General features: G+C 62.6%; 20 protein-coding genes. 11 read left to right on the forward strand and 9 right to left on the reverse strand.

Annotation, left to right across the window (positions count from 1 at the left end; genetic code table 11):
* Positions 1 to 230 precede the first annotated feature (230 nt).
* Genes M1B34_RS19260 through M1B34_RS19270 form a run of 3 tightly spaced genes read left to right on the forward strand, consistent with a single transcriptional unit; the run spans position 231 to position 3,796 of the window.
* Positions 231 to 890 carry a paraquat-inducible protein A gene (locus M1B34_RS19260; RefSeq protein WP_268265975.1) on the forward strand — a complete coding sequence of 220 codons (660 nt, stop codon included), beginning with the start codon at positions 231 to 233 and terminating at the stop codon, positions 888 to 890.
* Complete coding sequence (locus tag M1B34_RS19265) at positions 877 to 1,500, forward strand: paraquat-inducible protein A (protein WP_123337942.1); 624 nt, start codon at positions 877 to 879, stop codon at positions 1,498 to 1,500. The genes M1B34_RS19260 and M1B34_RS19265 overlap by 14 nt, the downstream gene beginning before the upstream one ends.
* On the forward strand, positions 1,493 to 3,796 hold the full coding sequence (locus M1B34_RS19270; RefSeq protein WP_123337940.1) for a PqiB family protein: 2,304 nt from the start codon (positions 1,493 to 1,495) through the stop codon (positions 3,794 to 3,796). The genes M1B34_RS19265 and M1B34_RS19270 overlap by 8 nt, the downstream gene beginning before the upstream one ends.
* 136 nt (positions 3,797 to 3,932) lie before the next feature.
* Here the strand turns inward: M1B34_RS19270 and mksF are convergent, their stop codons facing one another.
* Genes mksF through mksB form a run of 3 tightly spaced genes read right to left on the reverse strand, consistent with a single transcriptional unit; the run spans position 3,933 to position 8,744 of the window.
* On the reverse strand, positions 3,933 to 6,770 hold the full coding sequence (mksF, locus tag M1B34_RS19275; protein ID WP_268265976.1) for an Mks condensin complex protein MksF: 2,838 nt from the start codon (positions 6,768 to 6,770) through the stop codon (positions 3,933 to 3,935).
* Positions 6,767 to 7,474, reverse strand: coding sequence for an Mks condensin complex protein MksE (gene mksE / locus M1B34_RS19280; protein ID WP_123337935.1), 708 nt, complete (start codon positions 7,472 to 7,474; stop codon positions 6,767 to 6,769). The genes mksF and mksE overlap by 4 nt, the downstream gene beginning before the upstream one ends.
* A complete protein-coding gene (gene mksB / locus M1B34_RS19285; protein WP_123337965.1) occupies positions 7,464 to 8,744 on the reverse strand; it encodes an Mks condensin complex protein MksB in 1,281 nt (426 codons plus the stop codon). The genes mksE and mksB overlap by 11 nt, the downstream gene beginning before the upstream one ends.
* Before the next feature lie 178 nt (positions 8,745 to 8,922).
* Between mksB and M1B34_RS19290 the strand changes: the two genes are divergently transcribed.
* Both M1B34_RS19290 and rimI read left to right on the forward strand, forming a co-directional pair.
* Entirely contained in the window at positions 8,923 to 9,732 is an 810-nt protein-coding gene (locus M1B34_RS19290; RefSeq protein ID WP_268265977.1) for an energy transducer TonB, read from the forward strand.
* Positions 9,729 to 10,181 (forward strand): ribosomal protein S18-alanine N-acetyltransferase, encoded by a 453-nt coding sequence (gene rimI, locus M1B34_RS19295; protein ID WP_123337931.1) that lies wholly within the window; start codon positions 9,729 to 9,731, stop codon positions 10,179 to 10,181. Before M1B34_RS19290 ends, rimI begins: the two co-directional genes overlap by 4 nt.
* A gap of 128 nt (positions 10,182 to 10,309) precedes the next feature.
* Here rimI and M1B34_RS19300 read toward each other — a convergent pair whose 3' ends face one another.
* A complete protein-coding gene (locus tag M1B34_RS19300) occupies positions 10,310 to 10,642 on the reverse strand; it encodes a serine kinase/phosphatase (protein ID WP_268265978.1) in 333 nt (110 codons plus the stop codon).
* 153 nt (positions 10,643 to 10,795) lie between these two features.
* Here M1B34_RS19300 and can point away from each other — a divergent pair, with 153 nt between their 5' ends.
* Positions 10,796 to 11,440: a carbonate dehydratase gene (gene can, locus M1B34_RS19305; RefSeq protein WP_123337927.1), complete on the forward strand. Its 645-nt coding sequence runs from the start codon at positions 10,796 to 10,798 to the stop codon at positions 11,438 to 11,440.
* 83 nt (positions 11,441 to 11,523) lie between these two features.
* On the opposite strand, the gene M1B34_RS19310 is transcribed toward can, so the two are convergent.
* Entirely contained in the window at positions 11,524 to 12,696 is a 1,173-nt protein-coding gene (locus tag M1B34_RS19310) for a hypothetical protein (protein ID WP_268265979.1), read from the reverse strand.
* A gap of 152 nt (positions 12,697 to 12,848) precedes the next feature.
* Positions 12,849 to 14,549 (reverse strand): acid phosphatase, encoded by a 1,701-nt coding sequence (locus M1B34_RS19315; RefSeq protein ID WP_268265980.1) that lies wholly within the window; start codon positions 14,547 to 14,549, stop codon positions 12,849 to 12,851.
* A 237-nt stretch (positions 14,550 to 14,786) separates the two neighbouring features.
* Between M1B34_RS19315 and M1B34_RS19320 the strand changes: the two genes are divergently transcribed.
* Both M1B34_RS19320 and M1B34_RS19325 read left to right on the forward strand, forming a co-directional pair.
* On the forward strand, positions 14,787 to 15,020 hold the full coding sequence (locus tag M1B34_RS19320; RefSeq protein WP_123337921.1) for a helix-hairpin-helix domain-containing protein: 234 nt from the start codon (positions 14,787 to 14,789) through the stop codon (positions 15,018 to 15,020).
* Positions 15,021 to 15,024: 4 nt separating this feature from the next.
* Complete coding sequence (locus M1B34_RS19325; RefSeq protein ID WP_123337919.1) at positions 15,025 to 16,422, forward strand: aminotransferase-like domain-containing protein; 1,398 nt, start codon at positions 15,025 to 15,027, stop codon at positions 16,420 to 16,422.
* Here M1B34_RS19325 and panB read toward each other — a convergent pair.
* Complete coding sequence (gene panB, locus M1B34_RS19330) at positions 16,398 to 17,225, reverse strand: 3-methyl-2-oxobutanoate hydroxymethyltransferase (protein WP_123337917.1); 828 nt, start codon at positions 17,223 to 17,225, stop codon at positions 16,398 to 16,400. The genes M1B34_RS19325 and panB overlap by 25 nt on opposite strands.
* A gap of 178 nt (positions 17,226 to 17,403) precedes the next feature.
* On the opposite strand from panB, the gene M1B34_RS19335 reads away from it, so the two are divergent.
* Both M1B34_RS19335 and M1B34_RS19340 read left to right on the forward strand, forming a co-directional pair.
* Complete coding sequence (locus M1B34_RS19335) at positions 17,404 to 18,723, forward strand: MFS transporter (RefSeq protein WP_268261228.1); 1,320 nt, start codon at positions 17,404 to 17,406, stop codon at positions 18,721 to 18,723.
* A 246-nt stretch (positions 18,724 to 18,969) separates the two neighbouring features.
* A complete protein-coding gene (locus tag M1B34_RS19340) occupies positions 18,970 to 19,425 on the forward strand; it encodes a hypothetical protein (RefSeq protein WP_268265981.1) in 456 nt (151 codons plus the stop codon).
* Positions 19,426 to 19,447: 22 nt separating this feature from the next.
* On the opposite strand, the gene M1B34_RS19345 is transcribed toward M1B34_RS19340, so the two are convergent.
* Together M1B34_RS19345 and M1B34_RS19350 are read right to left on the reverse strand one after the other, a co-directional pair.
* The gene (locus M1B34_RS19345) at positions 19,448 to 19,876 is read right to left on the reverse strand and encodes a lysozyme inhibitor LprI family protein (protein ID WP_268265982.1); all 429 of its coding nucleotides are present in this window, start codon (positions 19,874 to 19,876) and stop codon (positions 19,448 to 19,450) included.
* A 34-nt stretch (positions 19,877 to 19,910) separates the two neighbouring features.
* Complete coding sequence (locus M1B34_RS19350; protein WP_268261231.1) at positions 19,911 to 20,384, reverse strand: RidA family protein; 474 nt, start codon at positions 20,382 to 20,384, stop codon at positions 19,911 to 19,913.
* A 193-nt stretch (positions 20,385 to 20,577) separates the two neighbouring features.
* Here M1B34_RS19350 and M1B34_RS19355 point away from each other — a divergent pair.
* Positions 20,578 to 21,602: PAS domain-containing protein (locus M1B34_RS19355; RefSeq protein ID WP_268265983.1), on the forward strand; the 1,025-nt coding region annotated here is incomplete at its 3' end.

A 21,602-nucleotide genomic window follows, 5' to 3' on the forward strand; every position in this document is an offset into this window, starting at 1 on the left:
CCGAATCAGCAGTGAAACGGAATTGCAATCGCCGATGGTAGTGTGGGGTTTCCCCATGTGAGAGTAGGTCATCGTCAAGATTAAATTCCGAAACCCCAATTGCGAAAGGCAGTTGGGGTTTTGTTTGTCCGGCAAAGAAAATGGTGCGCGGCTTCGGCGAAAATTTGCACAGTTATTTTCGAGCCGGAACACTAGAATAGCCGCAACTCTTTTCAGACTCAGAGCCCTCTATGCCAGATCCGGTTGACGCCCCCGGGTTGTCAGAATTACCACTGGACGACCTGGTAGCCTGCCATGAATGCGACCTGCTGATGCATAAGCCTCAGCTCGCCCACGGTGAAAAAGCCCAGTGTCCCCGCTGTGGTTATGAGTTGTACGCCCATCGTCATAACGTGGTCGAGCGCAGTCTGGCGTTGGTGATCGCGGCGTTGTTGTTGTACGTCCCGGCGAACTTTTTACCCATCATGCAGCTCAATCTACTCGGACAGTCTTCTGAAGATACGGTCTGGAGTGGCGTGGTCGGGTTGTTCGACACCGGCATGCAGGGGGTCGCAGCGGTGGTGTTTCTCTGCAGCATGGGCATCCCCTTGCTCAAGCTGGTCTGTCAGTTGCTGGTGTTGCTGAGTATCCGTTGGGATATCGGCCGCAGTTACGGCCTGTTGCTCTATCGCATTTATCACCACCTGCGCGATTGGGGCATGCTCGAGGTTTATCTAATGGGCGTGCTGGTGGCCATCGTCAAATTGGCGGATATGGCCGTCATCAGCGTGGGCTTGGGGCTCATCTGTTTTATCAGCTTGTTATTGGTCCAGGTCTGGTTGGAAGTGGTGATGTCCCCCCATCAGATCTGGCAGGCGTTATCGGGAGAAGATGTGCATGCGGGCGATTGATGCAGGCATTCTGATTTGCACGGAATGCCATGAGTTGAACAAGCAGGAGCCCGACACCGACGAGCAGGTCTGTACCCGCTGCGGAGCCTTGGTTCATGCGCGTCGACCCAACAGCATCATGCGTACCTGGGCGCTGCTGGTGACCGCAGCCATCCTGTACATCCCGGCCAATGTGTTGCCGATCATGACTGTGAGTTCATTGGGACAGGGTGATCCAAGTACCATCATGTCCGGCGTTATCCAGCTGGTTCAACACGGGATGATTCCTATCGCCGCCGTGGTGTTTATCGCCAGTATTCTGGTCCCCACTTTCAAGTTGGTAGGGATCGGTCTGCTGTTGTTTTCGGTACAGCGTCATCAGCCGCTCTCGGCACGGCAGCGGATCATCATGTACCGCTTTATCGAGTTCATTGGCCGCTGGTCGATGCTCGACATCTTTGTCATCGCCATCCTGGTGGCCCTGGTCAACTTTGGCCGGCTCGCCAGTATCGAGGCCAATCTTGGCGCGGTGGCTTTTGCCAGCGTAGTGATCCTGACGATGCTGGCCGCAGTAACTTTCGATCCCCGACTGATCTGGGATAACACGGAGTCGGACGACGACCATGAGTGATTTGCCTACAGCCAAAACCCGACCGGCTTCCAATTGGTCGGCTATCTGGGTCTTGCCCCTGATTGCCCTGGTGATCGGCGGTTGGTTGGGCTGGCGTGCCTATAACCAGACCGGCATCGAGATCCAGATCCGCTTTGAGAGCGGTGAAGGCGTACAGGCAAACAAGACCGAGGTGGTCTACAAGGGCATGCCCGTGGGCAAGGTCAAGACTTTGGCCCTGGATGACGAAGGCACCAGCAAAGGGGTCATTGCCACGGTCGAGATGAACAAGGACGTGGAGCAATACCTGCGCACCAACACGCGTTTCTGGCTGGTCAAGCCGAGTGTCAGCCTGGCAGGCATCACCGGTTTGGAAACCCTGGTCTCGGGCAACTACATTGCCGTCAACCCGGGGGAGGGTGAGCCCACCCGCAAGTTCAAGGCCTTGGCCGAGGAGCCGCCGCTGTCGGATGCCAAGCCCGGTTTGCACCTGACCATTAAGGCTGATCGCCTGGGTTCGCTGAACCGTGGCAGCCCGGTGTTCTACAAACAGATTCAGGTCGGCCAGGTGAAGAGCTACCTGCTGTCCGAAGACCAGAACACTGTCGAAATCAAAGTCTATATCGAGCCGACCTACGCCAACCTGGTGCGTAAACACACGCGTTTCTGGAACGCCAGCGGTATCAGCGTCGATGCCAACCTGTCGGGCTTGAAGATTCGTAGCGAGTCCCTGTCCAGCATCGTCGCCGGCGGCATTGCTTTCGCCACGCCGGAGAACCGCAAGGACAGCCCGCCCACCGATCCAAGCCTGCCGTTCCGCTTGTATGAAGACTTCGATGCCGCCCAGGCCGGGATTCGGGTCAAGGTCAAACTCAGCGATTTCGAAGGGCTGCAGGCCGGGCGCACCCCAGTCATGTACAAAGGCATCCAGGTCGGTAGCCTCAAGGCCCTGAAGGTCGACCCGGACCTGTCCAGTGCTACGGCAGAGCTGACCCTCGATCCACTGGCCGAAGACTATCTGGTTCAGGGCACCCAGTTCTGGACGGTCAAACCTTCGATCTCCCTGGCCGGTATCACCGGTCTGGAAGCCTTGGTAAAAGGCAACTACATCGCCATTCGCCCTGGTGACAAAGGCGCCACGCCTCAGCGTGAATTCGAAGCCCGGGCCAAGGCGCCGCCGCTGGACCTGCGCTCACCTGGCCTGCACATGGTGCTGTTCACCGACAACCTGGGCTCCCTGGATGTCGGCAGCCCGATCCTCTACAAACAGGTGAAGGTCGGTTCGGTGCAGAGCTACCAGTTCTCCAAAACCCGTAACCAGTTGGTGATCGGCGTCCATATCGAGAAGGAATACGCCAATCTGGTCAACGGTTCGACACGCTTCTGGAATGTCAGCGGCATCACCTTGACCGGCGGCTTGACCGGCGGCATCCAGGTCAAGAGCGAATCGCTGCAAAGCCTGATGGCCGGCGGTATTGCCTTTGAGACGCCGCAACCCAACGTGGCGCTGAAAAAACGCATTCCGCGCTTCCGCCTGTTCGCCAGTCAGGAAGAAGCCGCGCAGCGGGGCACTCTGATCAGCATCAAGGTCGACCGCGCAGATGGCTTGCGCCCTGGCACGCCGGTGCGTTTCAAAGGCCTGGATGTCGGCAAGATCGAAGATGTAGACCTCAGCGCCGACTTGCAGTCGGTCATGCTCAAGGCGCGGATCACTGAAGTGCCGGAGCGCATTGCCCGGGCTGGCAGTCAGTTCTGGGTGGTCAAGCCCGAGTTGGGCCTGATGAAGACCGCCAACCTGGAAACCCTGGTCACGGGTCAATACATCGAAGTGCAGCCAGCGGTGAAAAGCCAGGGCCCGCAGACCCATTTTGTCGCCTTGCCCCAGGCCCCGGAAGCCTCTGCGCCCGAGGCTGGCCTGAGCCTGGTACTGAGCGCCGCCCGCCGTGGTTCGCTGAAGATCGGTGTGCCGGTCACTTACCGCGAAATCGCGGTCGGCAAGGTTACCGGATACGAGTTGGGGCAGACGGCGGATCGAGTGTTGATCCATATCCTGATCGAACCCAAGTACGCGCCGCTGATCCGGGGAGGAACGCGGTTCTGGAACAGCAGCGGATTCGGCGTGGACTTTGGCCTGTTCAAAGGCGCTACGGTACGCACCGAGTCCCTGGAAACCCTGATCCAGGGCGGTATTGCCTTTGCTACGCCAGATGGCGAACGCATGGGCAATCCTGCACGTCCGCAACAGACCTTCCCCCTGTTCGACAAGTTCGAGGACGAATGGCTGACCTGGGCCCCCAAGATCCCCCTCGCCCAATAACCCCGTTGTAGGAGCCGGCTTGCCGGCGATAGCGTCCGTAAAGCATTCGGAATAGTTATCGCCTGGGCCACCACCGCCCACAAAAAAGGCCGCGTTCGAAAGAACGCGGCCTTTGTCGTTTCAACGGGCTACGAAATCAGACTTCGTCCAACTCCGCCTGCGGTTCGACCGCCACGCTGGCCTTGGCCTGATCGTGACGGCGGATGAACTTCCAGTCCGCCTCGTCGATGTAGATGCCGTTCGGCCCACTGCCACCTTCCAGGTCGATGGCCACCTGGGCCGAAACCTGTGGCTTCACACTGGCGAGGATCGGCACGAAGCCCAGTTGCAGGCTGGTTTCCAGCAACGCCGACTGGTTCTTCTCGTCGATATCCGCCGCCTCGTCGAGGTAGTAGGGCAGGCGAATACGCCCGGCCTGATCGCGGTCCATCAAGTGCAGCAACAGGTACATGTTGGTCAGCGCCTTGATGGTCATGGTGGTGCCGTTGGACGCCGCGCCATCAATGTCGGTGTGGATTATCGGCTGGCCGTTGACCTTGGTGATCTCAAAGGCCAATTCGAACAGGTCCTTCAAGCCCAACTGGTTGTGGTTGGCAGCCACCAGGCGCGCCAGGTATTCCTTGGCCTCTTCGTTCTTGTTGTCCTGCTCGGCACTCTGGCTCAGGTCGAACACCGACAGGGTTTCGCCTTCCTCGTACTGGCCGGCGCTGTGGATGATCTGGTCGATGTGCTTGAGGGCTTCCTTGTTCGGCGCCAGGACGATGCGGAAGCTCTGCAGGTTGGACACCTGGCGTTTGTTGATCTCGCGGTTGAACAGCGCCAACTGGTGCTCGAGGCTGTCGTAGTCACTGCGGATATTGCGCAAGGTCCGAGCGATATCGGTCACTGCCGCGCGGCGCGCCTTGCCCAGGGTCAGGGCTTCGTCGGTGCGGTGGGCATAGGCGTTGATCAACAGTTGCAGGCGCCGTTCGACGTCGTCTTCGCTGTCGAACTTGGCCACGCCCTTGAGGCGTACCTGCGCATACAACGCTTCGATCTGCCCATCGACCCGCTGCAACCCCTGCCAGCTGTCCTGGTAGTCGTTGAGCAGGGGCAGCAGGTTGTCCATGGAGTCGTCCACCGGGTCCATGAACGGCGTGCCGAACGGCAAATCCGCCGGGAGCAGTTGGCGACGGCGCAGGGCATCGTCGAGGGTGCGCTGCTTGGCTTCCATGTCGCCGATCTGCCGGCCCACCAGTTGCAGCTTGGCCGACAATTGCTGGACGCGTTCGGTGAAAGCGTCGCTGGAGCGCTTGAGTTCGTCCTGGGCGGCTTCCATCTGCGCCAGTTGTTCCAGCTTCTCGCCTTCTTCAGCGCTCAGGGTCTGGGAGCGACGGAAGTCCTCAAGGGCCTTCTGTGCATCCAGCACCTGCTGATACAGGGCTTCGGTCTGGGTCTTGCTGGCCGCACGGTCGGCGACCACCGAGGCTTGGGTCTTCAGTTGCTTGAGTTCTTTTTCCAGGCGCTCTTTCTGGTCACGCAACGCGGCGCGGTCAGCCAGGGCCTGCAAGGCCGGCGGCTCGATGTGCGAGATGTCGATGGACAGCCCCGGCACTTCGAAGCGTTCACCCTTGAAACCGTCGAGGATCAGCTCCAGGGATTTAACCCACTGGCCATCCTCGTCCAGGGCAATGCCGTGCTCGCCCAACGGCAGGCTGAACAGGGCGCTGTTGAACAGGCGCATCAGGCGCTCGACGTCCTGTTGCGAGAACTCTTCACGCAGACGCGCATAGCTGTTGTTGTCGGCGTGATCCAGTTGCTGCTTCACCGACTTCAGGCGCTTTTCCAGGTCCCGCAGCCGCTCATCCAAGTCTTCGGCGGAGAACTGCCGGGACTGGGCCAGGGCGCCGGCCAGCTCATCATGAGCATCCTTGGCCGCCAGCAGTTGCTGCTCCAGGACCTTCACATTGTCCACCAGGGCGAAGCGGTGCTTGAGCACCGACAACTCGCCGAGCCAGCGTTGGGTGCCCGTGATTTCCCGCTCCAGGCGCATCATTTCCTGAGTGCTGCTGCGCTGGTTGTTTTGCAGGGCATCCTGCTCGTGGCGATAGTGCTCGGCCTGCAGGGTCAGTTCTTCCTTGCGTGCACCGGCGTAATCCGACCATGTGCCCAGCAGCGAATCCAGCAACGGCGACAGGCGATGCAACTTGCCACGCTGGATGTCGCGTTGCTTCACGCCGTTGGCCAGGGCTTCCACCAGCGGGCCGGCGGAGACCAGGGAGTTGTAGTCCTGCTCCATGCGCCGCACATCGCGGAAGGCTTCTTCGCAGGCGGCGATGTAGTCGACGCTGCCGGAGCGCAGGCTGTGCTCGAAGGCATCGAGGAACAGTTGCTTGAGCTTGGCCGCAGTGATCTCACGCATGTGCAGCAGGTTGATAAACAGCGCGCGGAAGGTCTTCAGGCTCTGCTCGCTGGTGGAGCGCAGCGGAATCAGGGTCAGGTCCAGCGGGATCGACGTATGGCCGCCCACCAACAGCCGGCGCAGTTCATCGGGCTTGAGCTCATAGGCTTTCAGGCCCTGGCGCTCAAGGTTGCCGAACAGCTCTTTCTGCCGCAGGCAGGTATCGTCTTTCTGGTAATGAGCCAAATCCAGTTGCCCCGCATAGGCGAAGAACTGGTGGCCAAAGCCGCCGCCAGGGCCGCGACCGACCACGCCAATCACGTGAGGGCCGTGGGGCAACGAGACTTCAACCAGGATGTAGCTGGTGTCCGAGGCGAAGTAGAAACGCCGGGATTGCTCCAGGCTGTACTTGCCGAAACTCATGTCCGACATACGCGCCAGAATCGGGAATTGCAGGGCGTTGATCGACGCCGACTTACCCAGGTTGTTGGCCCCGTAGACCGACAGCGGTTCTTCCAGGGGGAACAGCCCGAGGCTGTAGCCGGCGGTATTCAAAAGGGCAAAGCGGCGAATGCCGTAGCGTTCCTTGCTCATGCGTCGAGCTCCTGTTCTTCGGCAATGGCACGGGCCAGGGCGTCTTCTTCACTTTCGTCGGTGTCGCCGAATTCGCTCAGGTCCAGCGGGTCATCGGTTTCCAGGAGTTTTTCATCGCTGTCGTTATCGATCAGCACCGGGGTTGGCAGCGGCAGCACGCTGTGCAGGCTGGCGGCCAGGTCGCGGTCCTGTTGCACCGACAGGCAGACATCAAGGAAACGGTGCATCGGCGGCAGGAAACGGTAGATGCCCGGCTCCTCACCGGCAAAACCCAGTTGGGTCATGCGGCGCATGATTTTTTCTTCCAGCTCGTCCTGGGTCTGCACTTCGGCCTGGATAAACAGGTCGCGGTACTTCTCCAGCAACGACGGCAGTTCGTCGCGGCCCAGGCTGCCGCCGTCGAGCACGGCGATCGGGTCGCGGCCCTGGTCGGCCAGGTGTTCCACGAGGATGAAGGTGAACAGCGCCAGGCGCTGGGCGGTCTTGTTCACCTGGGCGGCGGCGTTGTCCGGCACGAAGTAATAGAAGCCGCGGGTGTCGCACACCAGCTCAAAGCCCAGGGCCTTGAACAGGGTGCGGTACTGATCCTGGAAGTTCGACAGTTGGGCGTACAGCTCCGGGTCGCGGCGGCTGACGTGATACCCCTTGAACAGCTCGCGAAAGATCGGCGCCAGCTGTGACAGTTCGGAAAGATCAAGATGCATGGGGAGTGCTCGCAGAATTCTCGGGCTGGTCATCGCGGGCCGAGAGCAGGGCGAAGGAGCGCAGGCTGACCTGGTGCTCGTGGGTGTGGTAATCACGGCGCTCCAGGCGCTCGCGGGTAAAGCGTTTTTCCCGGGACAGGCGCGAGAACCAGTACAGCAGTTCGTCGGTGGCGCCGTCCGGCTCCTGCTCCAGCAGCCAGCTCATCAGGTCCGGCATCGGCAGGGCGTCCGCGCAGCGGTCCAGCATTTCGCGGACTGTGCGTGGTGCTCGTGGCGCTTCGCCGCCCTTGTGGCTCTTGTGCGCCTTGGGGAAGCGCGCCGGCTTGGGTTCGAAGCGGGCCAGGGCATACACATAGGCTTCCACCTGGCCGGAGCTGCCGAGGAAGGTGCTCTGTGGCCGGGTGAACAGAGGCATGGCCGCCTGGGGCACGGCGTCGATGCCCTTGCGACGGATCGCCGACAGGGCCAGCGCCGCGCCGCGGGTCACGGCGTTGTGCCGGCGGGCTTCTTCACGCAGGGGCAGCAGCAGTTCCCGAGCATGGCGCAGGGTCAACTGGGCGCTGGTCTGCATTTCGAGGATCCGCGCGTGGGTGCGCAGCAGCATGTCATCGTCCACCAACTGGCCCAGGCGCTGCTGCTCGGTGAGCAGGCGCAGCAGGACGTTTTCCACCTTGCGCACGCCTTGCTCGAACGCGCCATCGGCGTTCACCAACTGGATCATCGGTTCGACGTATTCGTCCCAGGTGGCCAGTACTTCGGCATAACGCTGGCGCAACGGAATCTGCCGGTCGCTGGTCTTGGCCCGCTCGGCGACGGCCACCAGGGCCTGTTCGTCATTGGCGAGTTTTTTCAGTACGTCCCGTACGCGCATGTCCAGCAGGCGCAATTGGCGCGCCAGGTCATGGCCGTCGCGGATGTCGAAGGCGTCCTGGATGTAACCGGCCAGGCGTTCCAGATGGCGCAGGTAGGCTTCGATTTCCAGGCACAGGCCCAAGCGGTGCTCGCGGCGCAGGTAGGCGAGAAAGTCGTGGATCTGCGCATTGAGTTCGAAGCGGTTCGGGCTTTTGGCCACGGGAACCAGGATGTCCAGGCGGATCCACACATCCAGCAGGCTGGTGATGTCCTGGGGCGTGCTGTCCAGTTGTTGGGCGGCCAGCTGTGAACGCAGTTCGGCAAGACTCAAGGTGCCTTGGTCGAAGTGCTCGCACAGCGGCTCCAGAAGTGCCCAGTGTTCGGCGAGGGCGCGCAAGACGCGCTTGGGTTCGATCATCGGAATGGCCGGCTGGTTGGCAAATGAAAAGCAGCGATTGTACTGCATCGAAGGGCCGACGATTCACCCCCGGTCTTGTCAGGGGGCTGGTGGTCGGTTTTCTCATGATCAACAGCGGGCGATCTTGGCCGAAGGGCGGTAGAATCCCCCACCTCAGTTATCCACAAGTGGCCGACCTTTGCTTATCGAGTCCCGTCGCCGCGCCTATTTGACCGCCATGCAGGTGGTCAGCTGGCTGCCGCGCACCGAATTGCCCTTTGCCGCGCCGTCGCGCCCTGAGCTGCTGGCGTTGCCAGAGCCGCTGGTGGAGGCGCCCGCACCCGCGCCAACGGCCAGGGCTGCGGTCGATCCGGTGGCCAAGCCCCAGGGCAAGCCCAGCGAGCGGCCGAAAATCGAGGTGCCGCGGCCGTCCAGCAGTGCCGCCAAGGGCGCTGCCAAGCCAGTTGCCGAAGAAACGCCCGCCGTCCCCCAGGTGCCCAAGGCCCCGCCGGTGCAGCCGCCGCGTTTCTCCTTGCAACTGCTGCGCGCCGGGCGCTGCCTGCTGTTGGTGGAGTTACCCACAGGCGAAGCCTTCCAGAGCCGCGACCCGGCCTACCTGCTGCTCAAGGATATGTTGCGTGCCGCCGGCCTGCCGGACAGCCCGCAGATCCTCGCCGAGCCGGTACGCTGGCCGATGTTGACTCGCGGCAACCTGGACCAGGGGCCCGAGGCGGCCCGGGATTTTATCCAGGCCTTTGTCGGTGCCCGCGTCGAAGAAGAACCTTGCGTGTGCGCCTGGCTGATCGGCTTGCCGGCCGTGCGTTTTGCCGGTGAGGCCAACGCGGAATCCTACAACCGTGAACTTCAGGTCGAAGGCCTGGGGTCGGCCTGGGCCTTGCCGGGGCTGGAACTATTAATGGAAGAGCCACAGCGTAAGGCTGATGTCTGGCAAGCCATGCGTCGGCTGATGGCGCGCTGGAAGAGCACTGATGAGCAGAATGACCAATGAGTGACGCGTTGACCTTCCGCCTGGCGACCGAGGCGGACTTGGATAGCATCCTGAAAATCGAATATGCGGCGTTCAGCCATCCTTGGACCCGGGGCATTTTCATGGACGCGTTCAAGTCCTACGAAGTGTGGCTGATGTTCGAAGGCAGCCAGCAGGTCGGGCACGGGGTGATCCAGGTGATCATCGACGAGGCTCATTTGCTGAACATCACCGTCAAGCCGGAAAGCCAGGGCCGTGGCCTGGGCCTGAGGCTGCTGGAGGAGCTGATGAAACGCGCCTACCAGAAGGAGGCACGGGAATGCTTCCTGGAAGTGCGCTCCAGCAACCAGACCGCTTATCGGTTGTATGAACGCTACGGTTTCAACGAAGTGGGCCGCCGACGCGACTACTACCCAGCCGTGGGCGGCCGTGAAGACGCCCTGGTCATGGCCTGCACTCTGGTGGATTGATAGCCGGCTCGAGGGCCTGATCGCCGGCAAGCCAGCTCCCACATAGCGGCGGTCGTAGGAGCGGGCTTGCCAGCGATGGCGTCACCGACAACGGTGCAAGGCTCAAGGCCCAATCGCCGGCAAGAGCCTCAGGATTTGCCGTCCAGTGGGTCGCGGCGGGCCAGTTCGGCTTCATCCAGGCCGGCGCCGCCACCAATGTCCGCGCCATCGACAATACTCAAATCCCAGTCTGCCGGTTTATCGCCGCCGGCTTCCCGGGCGGAGCGGGCGCCGTCTTCATGGATCAGGGTTTCGGGGCTCAGGTCGTCGTCCGTGGATCCGTCGCTGGTGACGCCGGCACCGCTGCCGACGGCGGGTTCGTCGTCATCGAAATGCAGCTCCTCCATGGAGCCCATGCGGTCTTCGTTATCGTCGATGGGCTCGGGTTGGGGAGCCCCGTAGGGACGTCGTGATTCGGTCATGGCGGTTACTCATACTTTTAGGGACTTAAGAGGTGGACCCGGGACGCCGCTCAAGATTCCACTGCAAGGGATGGCCGGTATCTGCAGAACAACGCGTGACCTCGACAGGCGGTCGTCTGTCAAAGCAGCGCATCATTCTTGAGGCCTCACAGCATGAACGAACTACAAGATCTGATTGATAACAACGAGCGTTGGGCCGAAGCGATCAAGCAGGAAGACCCGGACTTCTTCTCCAAGCTGGCCCGCCAGCAGACCCCGGAGTACCTGTGGATTGGCTGTTCGGACGCGCGGGTGCCGGCCAACGAGATCGTTGGCATGTTGCCGGGCGATCTGTTCGTGCACCGCAATGTGGCCAACGTGGTGCTGCACACCGACCTCAACTGCCTGTCGGTGATCCAGTACGCGGTGGATGTGCTCAAGGTCAAACACATCCTGGTCACTGGCCACTATGGCTGTGGCGGCGTGCGCGCTTCCATGCAGGACCGTCAACTGGGGTTGATCGACGGCTGGCTGCGCTCCATTCGCGATCTGTATTACGAGCACCGCGACGCCCTGGGGCAATTGCCCACGGAAGAGGAACGCGTGGACCGTCTTTGCGAGTTGAACGTGATCCAGCAAGTGGCCAACGTCGGCCACACCAGCATCGTGCAGAACGCCTGGCATCGTGGGCAGAGTCTGTCGATCCACGGTTGCATCTACGGCATCAAGGATGGCCGCTGGAAGAGCCTGAACGCGACCATCAGCGGCTTTGAGCAACTGCCGCCGCAGTACCGCCTGCGCCCGGTCGGAGCGCCCTAGGTCCGAACTACCGGCGATAGCCGCCGGGTTATCGCCGGCCAACCGGCACCCACCCGGTCACGGGTGAGCGCCGGCGTGCGCCGTTAGAGTGTCGGCAACGCCGTGCTAGGCGACGGTGCCGGTGCCTTCAGTTGTTGCAGTTGAGTCTTGATCGGCGCGCTGGTGCATTGCGCCTGGGCCTGTTCCTGCGTCAGGTTGCGCACCGAGGTGTAGAACAGCTCGCAGGTCTTTTCCTTCTGGGTCACTTGCCAGGTTTGCGTACAGCGCTGCAGTTGCGCCGCGGCGTCGCTGCCCGGTGTGCTGCCCATGGCCGCTTGCCAACAGGCGGCGCTCAAGTCTTGCCCCATCACCTTCAAGCCCGCCGCATCGGCTTTGGCCTGGTCGTTGTCGTAGTTCGCCGGGTCCGCCGCGTACCAGATGTAGCTCGGGTGGTTGGAACCCAGCACCGGCACCTTGAGCCCTTCGCTCGGGCTGATCTGCCCCAGGCCCAGCACGTTCACCGTGACGCCGTATTGCTGCTTGATCCAGTTCCGCACCGGTGCGCCGAAGGCCACCATGGGCAGCGCTGCGCCTTGGGCATTCTGGCTGACCTCCTTGACCATGGTGGTCTGGTAATCCTTGAAGTAGTCGTAGACCCCTTCCAGGTCTTTGCCGGCACTGGACGGTGCGGCAATCGGGGCGATGTCGATGATGGTCTGGTAGGCCGGGGTTTGCTCGCTGGCAATGCCGTTGGCCGTCAGCAAGGTGGCCCAGCGATCGGTGGTGGCCGATTCGAGGTAATCCTGGGCGCGGGTCAGCGAGTAGTCGGGTGGGAAGTGCAGCAACTCGACGCTCTTGCGGTTTTCCAGGGCCATGCCCAGGGGCAGGAACAGGTACCAACTGTAGGCCCACTTGCCGTCGGCGTTGAGCCGGTAGGCACCGTTATAGGCCAGGTCGCCGGCGTCGAGCAGGGCGCTCAAGGGTTTTGCATAGTCGGCGGGCACGCCGCTGATGTGCGCGTAGAGTTGGTCGTTATCACTGGTCACCTTGACCTTGGCGGCGCTGTAGCCGTCGCGCTGCACACTCTGGTTCAGGTAATGCTCAACGGTCTGTTCCAGTGTCCAGTTACGGAAACAGATCACATTGCAGTTGTTGGGGTAGGCGAAAAGCCGGGTGACGCGCTGGGTATCCCCCAGCTTGATGTCGGCATCGGCGTGGGCGGTGGCACTCAGGGAGAGGGCCGCCAGGGCGAGGTACAGGCCTGCGGGTTTGAACATGCTCAGATCCTTTTCAGCGTGGGCCCCTCACAGACAGGGCGACCCTTACTGAAGCACAGAGCCGAGGGGAAAAAACGGGGTACTGAAAAAAATATCCATACCGTCATCCAGGGCGATGTGCGCCGTGCGCATCGCCCTGGTGCGGCGCCGTATCAACCCTGGAATTGCAAGGCGTTGGTCAGGTCACCCATGGGCGTCTGGCCGCGGGTGATCATCTGCTGGTCACGCTGCTTGATGCCATCGAGGGTCTCCAGCTTGAACACCCGGGTGATCAACCGCAGGATCGAGGCGGTGTCGTAGACTGTGTGATCCACTGTGCCCTTGCGGGCGAACGGCGACACCACCAGCGCCGGGATACGCGTGCCCGGGCCCCAGCGGTCGCCCTTGGGCGGCGCCACGTGGTCCCACCAGCCACCGTTCTCGTCCACCGTGACCACCACCACCATGTTTGGCCATTGCGGGCTTTCCTGCAGCACTTTCAGGGCCCGGGCGATGTGGCGGTCGCCGGCGGCCACATCGGCGTAGCCGGCGTGCATGTTGAGGTTGCCCTGGGGTTTGTAGAAGCTCACGGCGGGCAGCTTGCCGGCCTCGGCGTCGGCAAAGAACCGGTTGCTGCTCGATTCGTCGCCCAGTCCGCCATCCCGCAGGCGCCGGCTGCGCTCGGCGGGGTTCTCCGGGCCTTGGCGCAGGAAGTAGTTGAACGGTTGGTGGTGGTACTGGAAGTTGGGGATCTTCGGAATGCCCGCCGACTCCTTGAACTGCTCGAGGGTCGCTTGCCAGGCGCCGCCGTACCAGGCCCAGTCGACGTTGTTTTTCGACAGCTTGTCGCCGATGTGTTCGTGGGTTTGCGGCACCAGCACGCTGGGCAGGTCGGCCTTGGCGTAGTCCGGGCGCTCAGGGTCGCGGATCCAGGTCGGCCAATAGGGCGGGGCCATGGTGTTTACCGCGTAACCGTCCGGGGTCAGGGCGCTGGGCCCGAACTGCGGCGGGCCGCTCATGGCACTGGCCGGCGACCCGTCCAGTGGCTTGAGGCGCGTGTCGCTCGGATCATCGCTTTGCAGGGTGGCGATCATCGACTTGGCCACCGAATTCGTTGCGTCCGGGTAGAACGGCACGGTCGCGCTGATCAGGTACTGGTGGTTGAGGAAGGAGCCACCGAAGGCGCCCTGGAAGAAGTTGTCGCAAAGCACGAACTCCCGGGCCACGTCCCACAGGCGCAAGGCGTAACGGCTTTGTGAGTAGTGGCCCATGGTCAGGGCCCCAGAATCGGCCCAGGCGACGAAACCGTCATTCTTGCCGCCGTTGATCTGCATCTGGTTCTGATAGAACACGTGCCATAGGTCACGGGTCACCAACCCCAGTGGCAAGTCCTCGCCGCCAGGGCCCTTGAGGGCGAAGGGCGCGTTGGGCAGGTGTTCCTGGAACTGGGTGCCCACCGGGTACGTCACGCCATCCAGGCTTTGCGGGCCGACCTGGAGGATGCCGCCCCACACCGGCGGCAGCGTCTGCAACAGGCTGCCGTCCCGGTCCCGCTGCTGGCTGGCCTGGGGCTTGAGTGCGCTGAGGGGCTGCTCCAGCCCCGGGAAGTCGGCGAACAGGTTATTGAAACTGCGGTTTTCGGCGTAGATCACCACCACGGTTTTCACTTGCTCCGCGAGGACCTGGTCCAACTCGGCTGCTGAACGCTGGCGCTGCGGCGCCGGGCCCTGGGGCTCGCGGGTGTTGCCGCAGCCGCTCAAGGTGGCGCCCACGCCGAGCACGGCTACGCCGCCGAGGAAGCGGCGGCGGCTGGTATCGGTGGGTTGGTCGGCGGGGGAGGAGGCTGTGTCGCTGTGTTCTTTATCGTCACTCATTACGGTTCCCTGCTCGTCATTTCGACAATTCGTTACAAAATATTTCGGTCGCACGGTAACAATCGAATATGACGCAACGGTGACGTAAAGACGCTAGGAGCCAGCTGGAGATGCCTTGAGAAAGCTCTGAAAACCTTGAGAGAAAAAACACATCGTCAACGGCGGGCCTCGGCGCGAGTGGGGGTGAAAGCTGTGCCAGAATGCGCAATTGCCATGGACTGCGAAGGAACATCCCCAATGTCATTTTCCCCGGAAGAACGCCAGGCACTGCTCAAGGTCAAGGGTGTCGGCCCGACAGTGGTCGGTCGCCTGGAACAGCTGGGCATCCGCTCCCTGGCGCAATTGGCCGAGGCCGACGCCCTGGAGATCGTCACCCAGGCCTCAGCCCTGGTGGGCTCCAGTTGCTGGAAAAACAGCCCCCAGGCCCGCGCAGCGATCCAGGCCGCCATCGCCATGGCCAGGGACACCTGAACCGGTGAGCCGTGAAACCCCCTTCGCCTATCAGGCGGTTTACCGCTACCTGATGGAGTGGATCGACAATGCCAGCGAGGCCGAGCAGCGCCTGCCCTCGCTGCGGGCCCTGGCGCTGCGGCTGAAGGTGTCGATCTCGACCATCAAGCACGCCTACGCCTTGCTTGAAGACCAGGGGCGCATCCAGTCCCGACCCAAACAGGGCTATTTCCGGGTGCCGCTGGCGCCGTCGCAACTGCCGGTGGATGGGCCGAGCCTGATCGACAGTGTCTACGCCCAGGCCCGCCAGCCCGGCATGTTGGCGCTGTGCAGCGATGCGCCGGCCATGCTGCTGTCCCTGGAGAACCCGTTGCTGATGACCGAGCGCGAGCTCACCCGGCAGTACCCGCGCTCCCAGGCGCCGCTGTACCAGCCCTTTGGCGAACCCGAGTTGCGCGCGGTGTTGGCCGAGCGCTATACCCGCTCCACCGCTGACTATTGGCAGGCCGAACAGGTGTACCTGGGCCCCGACCTGCGCAGCCTGCTGGAGCTGGCGCTGCAAGCCTTGGAGCTGACAGGCAGCGTGGCGCTGGTGGAGTCGCCCTGTTCCTGGGCGGTGTTGCGCCAACTGCGCGCCGCGAATATTCGGGTCATCGAACTGCCGCTCGACAGCGCTGGGCGTTTCGATCAACAGCAACTGCAGGACCTCCTGCTACGTGAGCCGGTGCGCCTGGCGGTGCTGTCATCAACTTTTAGCGTGCCCCACGGCAGCCTGATGCCGGCCGCCGACAAACAACAGCTGTGCCGGTGGTTGGACGAGCGAGGCATCTGGCTATTTGAAAACGACAGCTATGGCGAGTTTTGTTTCAGCCCGGCCCCCGTGCGTTTTCGTGACTACGCCAACCCCGAGCGGCTGTTGGTGTTTGCCACTTGCGACAAGCGGATTGGCGCCGAGGCTCCGTTCAGCTACGTGCTGACCCGTGGGCATGGCCAGCGCCTGCACCGGCAGTTCCTCGAACGGGCCTTTCGCCTGTCACCGCTGCGCCAGCAGGCTGTGGCCCGGCTGTTCAGCTCCGGGCGAGTCGACCAGCATTTGCTGAAACTGCGGGTGCTGTTGCGCGAGCGCATGGGCCAGATGCAGGGCCTGCTTCAGGAACATGCCTGTCAGCAATTGCAGGCACAGCCGGCGGCCGGTGGCGCGACCTTATGGGTCGAGGCCCAGCGCCCGGTGGAGATGCGCCAGGTGTACCAGCGCCTGTTGGCCCAGGGCCTGGTCATCGCCCCCGGGGCAATGTTCAGCCAGCAGGGCCTGTGGCGGCATCACCTGCGCCTGAGCTACACCCTCGACTGGCGCCAGGATATTCCGGGCGCCATCCAGGCCCTGGCCCAGGCAATCGATCAGGAACCCTGCCCGACGCCATAGCAGTGCTGCGCCTCGGGAAACTGCCCGTCGCGCACTTCGGCGGCAAAGCGCTCGCAGGCCTGACTGATCAGCGCGGCTGCGTCGGCGTATTGCTTGACGAAGCGCGGCACCTGCTCGCCGCCCAGGCCCAGCAGGTCCTCGGTGACCAGCACCTGTCCGTCGCAGGCCGGGGAAGCGCCGATGCCGATGGTCGGCATGGCGGAGAACTCGCTGATGCGCCGGGCCACCGGTTCCGCTACCCCTTCCAGCAGCAGGCTGAAAGCGCCAGAGGCGAGGTGGGCGCGGGCGTCGTCTTCAATCGCTCGGGCCGTGGCTTCATTCATGCCTTGCGCCTTGAACCCGCCCATGGCGTTGACGTACTGGGGCATCAGGCCGATGTGGGCCATCACCGGAATGCCCCGTTGCACCAGAAACTCCACGGTCGGCGCCAGGGCCTTGCCGCCTTCAAGCTTGACCGCGTCGCAGCCGGTCCGCGCCAGCACCTGGGCGCAGTTGCGGTAAGCCTGTTGCGGCGACTCCTGGTAACTGCCAAATGGCATGTCGGCGATCACACAGGCCAGGCGGGTGCTGGTGACCACGGCGCGGCTGTGGGCGATGATTTCCTCAAGGCTCATGTCCAGGGTCGAGGTGCGGCCGTAGCCGACCATGGCCGTGGAGTCGCCGATCAGCACGAAGTCGACAAACGGATCCATCAGCCGGGCCATGTGGCTGGTGTAGGCGGTCAGGGAGACGATTTTCTGCCGGCCTTTCATCGCCACCAGTTGCGGTACGGTCAGGCGGCGGGTGCGGGTATGGATGCTCATGGCGGCTTTCCTGTTCTGCTGCGGTTTGGAAAGTTGCCGATTATTGCTGCTGCCCAAAGGGATTCAATGCACAGAAATTGGCTAAAAATAGACCCAGTTACGGGTTCGGGTTGTTCCTGGCTGTTTTTGCGTAGACCATTGGCGCCTTGGTTTCTGTCCCCCCTACAGAGTGACTGCTATGCCTTTGCCTCCAGAGACGCGACCGGCGCCGTTTTCCCGGTCCGACTATAAAACCCTGGGCCTTGCGGCCTTGGGTGGCGCGCTGGAAATCTACGATTTCATCATCTTCGTGTTCTTTGCCCTGACCCTGAGCCAGCTGTTCTTCCCGCCGGAAATGCCCGAGTGGCTGCGCCTGCTGCAAAGCTTCGGGATCTTTGTCACCGGCTACCTGGCGCGGCCCCTGGGCGGCATCCTCATGGCCCACTTCGCTGATCGCCTGGGGCGCAAGAAGGTCTTCAGCCTGAGCATCTTGATGATGGCGCTGCCGTGCCTGCTGATCGGCATCATGCCGACCTACGCGCAGATCGGTTATTTCGCGCCGCTGTTGTTGCTGGTGCTGCGGGTGCTGCAAGGCGCCGCAGTAGGCGGCGAGGTGCCCAGTGCCTGGGTGTTTGTCGCCGAGCACGCGCCGCCAGGGCATCGCGGTTATGCCTTGGGTTTCCTCCAGGCCGGGCTGACCTTTGGCTACCTGATCGGGGCCTTGACCGCGACCTTGCTGGCCCAGGCCTTTACCCCCGCAGAAATCCTCGACCAGGCCTGGCGTTATCCCTTCCTGCTGGGGGGGCTGTTCGGCGTGATCGGTGTCTGGTTACGCCGCTGGCTCAGTGAAACCCCGGTGTTCATGGCCTTGCAGGCCCAGCGCGAGGCGGCCACCGAACTGCCCTTGCGCACCGTGCTGCGGGAGCATCGCCTGGCCATGCTGCCGGCGCTGATCCTCACCTGTGTCCTGACCTCGGCGGTGGTGGTGTTCGTGGTCATCACCCCGACCATGATGCAGAAAACCTTCGGCATGACCGCCAGCCACACCTTTGCCTTGAGCAGCCTGGGCATCGTGTTCCTGAACATCGGTTGTGTGTTGGCCGGGTTGATCGTCGACCGCATTGGCGCCTGGCGCACGGTGATGCTCTACAGCCTGCTGCTGCCGGTGGGCATTGCCCTGCTGTACGGCAGCCTGATCAGCGGCGGGGAGTGGATCGGCCTGGCCTACGCCGTGGCCGGTTTGGGGTGCGGGGTGGTTGGGGCGGTGCCGTCGGTGATGGTCGGACTGTTCCCGGCGCGGATTCGTGTCTCCGGGATTTCCTTCACTTACAACATTGCCTACGCCCTGTGGGCCAGCACCACGCCGTTGCTGTTGATCGGCCTGATGCCCTGGAGCCCCTGGATTTGCGTGATCTATTGCGCGGTGATGGGCACGGTGGGCGTGGTGAGTGCCGGCTACTTCGGCTCACGCATGGCCGAGCCGACAGAGTCGGCGCTGCAAGAGAGCTGGTGCCGATAGCGCCGTCTGCCGGTCTGTCGCGACGGCGGTAACGCCCTGGCAGAAACGCGTCGGCCCGGGCTAGAGCCTTCGCTGCCGAGGACGCCCAACGGCCCGCAAACAGCGGGAAAAATAGCCCTTAGCCCAGGGCGAAATTCCCGCTAATCTCCCCGAATCGCGCGGCCTGCGCCTGAGTGTCCGAGGCCTGTCTTGATTCGCACAAGCAAAGCGTTCGCAGCTTTGGCGCCCCTGCTGCAGGTGGCCCTGGTGTCCTTCCTTCTCGGGTTGGTGTTCGCCCTGATCCAGCTATGGACCCTGAATGCCACGGACGACGGCCTTGAGGGCGCCAGCGTCGAAAGCGCTCGCGCCAGGGTGGTGTCCCTGGACAGTTTCAGCCTGATGACCGAGGACCTGGACAGCGGCGAGCGACGTCAATTGAAGGAGGTGCGGGGGCTGACGCGCTGGGTGGTGGAGCGCGGGACGGTCAAAGGCCAGGTCCTGGAACTCACCTATCTGCGGGACTACCTGCTCAGTGGCTCGTTCAACGGTGCGGCGGTCTGTGTGGCCCTGTGTTCGAACGCCCTTGAGTGCCAGGAAAACCGCCGAGAACGTGAGTCGTCCCTGGCCATGCTGCTCTTCGCCTGGGGCACGACCCTGGGCTGCTTGGTGCTGCACGGCATGAGGTTACGGGCGAGCAAAACCACGCCGCTCCCGCCCGGCTGATTGCCTGTGCTTGCCACCCTCCTCAGCTACAGCACTCCGGCAGCGTCTGGTCCAGGTCCCGCGCCCGCTCCTGGCTCAAGCGGGCCACGCAGGCATTGATCAGGGTGGTGTGGGCCGGCATGCCCGGCTGCACCTCGAAGGCTTCCACTACGCAGTGGGTGTCGCGGTACTTGATCCAGGCCCGTTGGGCGTTTTTCAGCTTGCCGAGAAACTCCTGCTCCAGCACCGGGCTGGCCTGGTACTGATGCTGCACTCGCCCCAGCAAACGCTGGTAACTGGCATTGAGCGTGGCGTCGGCGCGCTCCTTATCGAGGTGCGCGCATCGATCTACCTCGACGCTGGTCTGGCGGCGTTGGCAATCGAGGTCAGCGGCCCAGGCCGGGGCCAGGCCGCTGCAGGTCAAGAGGGTGAGGGCGGCAACGAATCGGCGGTGCCGTGGCTGATGACGCATGGGGCTTCCTTGGGCCGAAAAGCGAGGGCGCATTCTACAGGGCGACGATCATGTCGACTTCCACCGAGGCGTTCTTGGGCAACTGATAGACCCCCAGCGAGGTCCGAGTGTGGACGCCGGCGTCGCCGAAGATCCGGTACAGCACCTCGGAAGCGCCATCAGCGACTTCGCTCTGCTGGGTGAAGTCGGCCGCGCTTTGCACATACACATTGATGCGCAGGATTTTGCGAATCGGCTCCAGGTCCCCCAGCATTTGGCCGAGAATCGCCAAGGCGCGCATGGTGCAGATTTGTGCCCCGTGGCGCCCCTGCTCCAGGGTCACCTCGCTGCCGACCCGACCCACCACCATTACCTGGTTGTCGATGCGTGGAATCTGCCCGCTGACGTAAATGTCATGGCCGTTGCGCACCGCCGAAACGTAATTGCCGCCGATGCGTATTTCACCGTCGAAGCTGTAGCCCAACTCCGCCGCTACCTGATCGAAAACCGCCTTACGTGAAGCGTCCATTGAGCTAACTCCGTCGATCGCCGTTGATTGTTCCGGGAGGCGACTATAACTGTTCCCGGATACCGCCAGATATCTCCCCCAAAGCCCTCGAGTATTTTTTCTGCCAAGGGCAAAAGGCACTTTAGAAAAGTCGTTCAGCGCCGATGGTTAAGCCCAAAGCTGCCAACCCTTTCTGCCCAGCGGTGTGTCCCCCATGTTCAACAAACGCTTGAAGCAAGAGCTCGTCGCTCTTCGCGAAGAACTCTCGAGCCTCCAACAAGTGAGGGACAGCCTCGAAAGCGAGATGCTGGTCATCATTCTTGACCCGGAAGGCCGGATCCAATCGGTCAATCACAACTTCGCCCAAGAGATGCTCTACAAAAGTGGCGACCTGGTGGGTCGTTATCTGGAAGACATCGTGCCGGCCCATGTGAAGTCCGATGAGTTTCATTTGCGCTTCAAGGCCACCATGACCCGTGGCGAACATTTTGCCGGCGCGGTGCGGCTGCTGCGGGGCAATGGCGAGGAAGCCTGGCTGCGTTCGATCTCCCAGCCGGTGCGTGACTCCAATGGGCGGGTGAAAAACGTCGCTATCTATTCCAGCGACCTGACGCGCACCATCGAAGCCTCCCGCGAACACGAGAACCTGATCGGCGCCCTGGTGCGCTCCACCGCGGTGATCGAGTTCGACCTCAGCGGCCACGTATTGACCGCTAACGATCGCTTCCTCAAGGGCATGGGCTACACCCTGGCGCAGATCAAGGGCAAGCATCACCGCATGTTCTGTGAAACCCAGGATGCCAACAGCCCGGAATACCAAGCGTTCTGGAAGCGCCTGAACAATGGCGAGTTCGTTGCCCACCGTTTCAAACGTGTCGACAGCCTCGGCCGCGCCGTGTGGCTGGAGGCGTCCTACAACCCGGTGGTGGACGCCAATAACAAGCTCTACAAAGTGGTGAAGTTCGCCACAGACATCACCGACCTGGTGAACCAGGAACAGGCCGTGGCCGAGGCGGCCAACATCGCCTACAGCACCTCGCTGCAAACCGACAACAGTGCCCAGCGTGGTACCACGGTGGTCACCGAGGCGGTGAATGTGATGCGCGACCTGGCCAAGCACATGCAGCAGGCCGGTGACGGCATCGAGGCCTTGAACGAGCAGTCGCTGGTGATCGGCACCATCGTCAAAACCATCAGCGGAATTGCCGAACAGACCAACCTGCTGGCCCTCAACGCGGC

Source organism: Pseudomonas morbosilactucae, assembly GCF_023241715.1.
GTDB classification, from domain to species: domain Bacteria; phylum Pseudomonadota; class Gammaproteobacteria; order Pseudomonadales; family Pseudomonadaceae; genus Aquipseudomonas; species Aquipseudomonas morbosilactucae.